Source organism: Mameliella sp. CS4, from assembly GCF_019392335.1.
GTDB lineage: Bacteria > Pseudomonadota > Alphaproteobacteria > Rhodobacterales > Rhodobacteraceae > Antarctobacter.
The window spans coordinates 1-2,331 of the sequence record NZ_JAHXRQ010000060.1 but is presented as its reverse complement, the minus strand read 5'-3'; the positions used below and the strand labels follow the sequence as shown (position 1 = coordinate 2,331).

1 protein-coding gene and 1 pseudogene are annotated in these 2,331 nt (G+C 62.4%); one reads left to right on the top strand and one right to left on the bottom strand.

The window, feature by feature from the left end; all coding sequences use genetic code 11:
• Positions 1–341: 341 nt before the first annotated feature.
• Positions 342–1,743 (top strand): annotated as a pseudogene (locus KZZ07_RS26450) (transposase); the annotation flags it as partial.
• A 141-nt stretch (positions 1,744–1,884) separates the two neighbouring features.
• On the opposite strand, the gene KZZ07_RS26445 reads toward KZZ07_RS26450, so the two are convergent.
• On the bottom strand, positions 1,885–2,331 hold a 447-nt coding region (locus KZZ07_RS26445; RefSeq protein ID WP_370631273.1), incomplete at its 5' end, for a DUF6880 family protein.

Below are 2,331 nucleotides of genomic sequence, written 5' to 3'. Positions count from 1 at the left end.
CCCGGGAACGCCGCGCGCTGGACACCCTCGATGAAATCCGTGGAAACAGGTAGCAAGCGTCAGACTCGGAACACTAGCTGCCTTTGGATTGCATACGCACCATTGGCAGCCGTTACACCAATGATCTTGCCATGAACAATGCAGTCCGGCGAGGGTTTCTGTGATCGCTCGGGATGGGACAGCAAGTCTGCGTTGCTGCGTATCCGCCCTTCAGTCAAATGCCGCAAGCGTGACGATGTCTGGAACCATGTCCGCTTTAGAGCCTATTCCGTTGAAAAACTCGCGCTTGATCGAGGGGCATACTGCTGATTCAATTCCGGTATTGGGCGGGAGGGTCGGCGATGCTGGGGCCGAGGCAGGAGGCGCAACTGGCGCTGTTCTACGCGTTCTCGCTTGAGGATCACGTCCCGCAAGACCACCTGCTTCGATCCGTTGATCGGTTTGTCGACCTGAGCAGCATCCGCGCCCATCTGGCGGATTATTACAGCCACACGGGCCGTCCTTCCGTCGATCCCGAATTGCTGATCCGCATGCTGTTGGTCGGCTATTGCGTCTGCATCCGGTCGGAACGACGGCTCTGCGAGGAGGTGCATTTGAACCTGGCGTATCGCTGGTTCTGCCGGCTCGACCTGGCTGATCGGGTCCCTGATCACTCGACGTTCTCCAAGAACCGCCACGGCCGGTTTCGGGACAGCGAACTGCTGCGCCACCTGTTCGAGGTGACGGTCGCACGGTGCATCGCTGAGGGCCTGGTCAGCGGCCAGCGCATGGCGGTCGATGCCAGTCTGATCGAGGCGGACGCGAACAAGCAGAACTCGACGCCATAGGACGACTGGGACGCGGCACGGATCGATCCGACAGAAGCACCCCGCGCGGTGCGCGAGTATCTTGATACGCTTGACGAGGCCGCGTACGGCGCCGCCAGCGAGGTGCAGCCCAAGTTCACGTCTCACTCCGATCCGGCCAGCCAGTGGACGGCGGCGCGCAAGGGTCCGGCGTTCTTCAGCTGTTCCGACAACCACCTGATCGATACCGATCACGGGGTCATCGTCGATGTCGAGGCGACACGGTCGATCCGGCAGGCCGAGGTCGGCTTGACCAAGACCATGCTGGATCGGGTGAAGGAAAGGTTCGGCCTGCATCCCGAACGCCTGATCGCCCCCTCTCGTGACATCCCTCCGCGATGCACTAGTGGACACTGCGTATGGCACCGGGCCGATGCTGGGCTGGCTGGTCGACCAAAAGATCGCCCCGCACATTCCGGTCTTCGACAAGTCTGCCCGCAGCGATGGCACCTGGAGCCGGTCGGAGTTCGAGTGGGACGCCGAGAACGACCAATACATCTGCCCCGAGGGTCAGACACTGAAGCAGTTCCGCCGGAACTATTCCGACCCGAACCGGGGGCCGACCGGCAAGGCCGTCGCCAAGTATCGCGCTCTCAAGAACGTCTGCCAGGCCTGCCCCTCGAAATCGCGCTGCTGCCCGAACATGGACTTTCGCTCTATCCCCCGCGAAGAACACGAAGACGCGCGACAGGTCGCCCGCGACATCGCGAAGAGCCACCAATACGACATCTCGATGAAGCTCCGGAAGAAGGTCGAGATGCTCTTCGCGCCCCTCAAACGCATCCTCGGCCTCGGAAGGCTCCGACTACGTGGCCCATGCGGCGCAAACGACGAATTTCTCCTTGCCGCTACCGCCCAGAACCTCCGGAAACTGGCGAAGACCCTTCCCGCACCGCAGAAACCGCGAAACGCCCGACAAGAAAGGCGCCTGTGCCAATCACGGGCGCCAGAATTCTGCGCTCGCGAATACATGTTTTTCCACAGAATCGGCGGGGAGCGGTCATGCGTTGCGCCTGGCACGAACGGTAGCTCTGGGCCGTCACTCATTCCCTTTCACCCAAACAGGGCGACGGGACCTGCGGGCCTGCGGCGTCGTCTTCTCTTTCCCCTGACCGACACGGGACCAGACCCCTGGTTTCCGGTGGTGCGCCTTCTTGAGTTCGGCAATATAGCTGGCGTGGCAGGGAATTTCGCCGGAGCGGGCGGCATCGGCGTCTTCTGCTAGCAGGGCCAGTTTCCCGAGGTATGTCGCACCGTGTCCATAGGCTTTGGAACGCGCGCGGGCCAGGATGTCGTCCAACAAGGCTCGGTAGAGGATCGTCGCGGCCAGCGGATGATCGTGCTCCAGAAGCGCCGCGACCTTGGGCAGGGTGTGCCAATCGCCGCCGTCCCAGCGGTCCGGATGCTTCACGATCAGCTTGGCCGCCAGATCCAGCCGGGGCCAGTCGAGAAAGAACTGCAAGGCCGCCTCGGGCGTGGCCTTTTC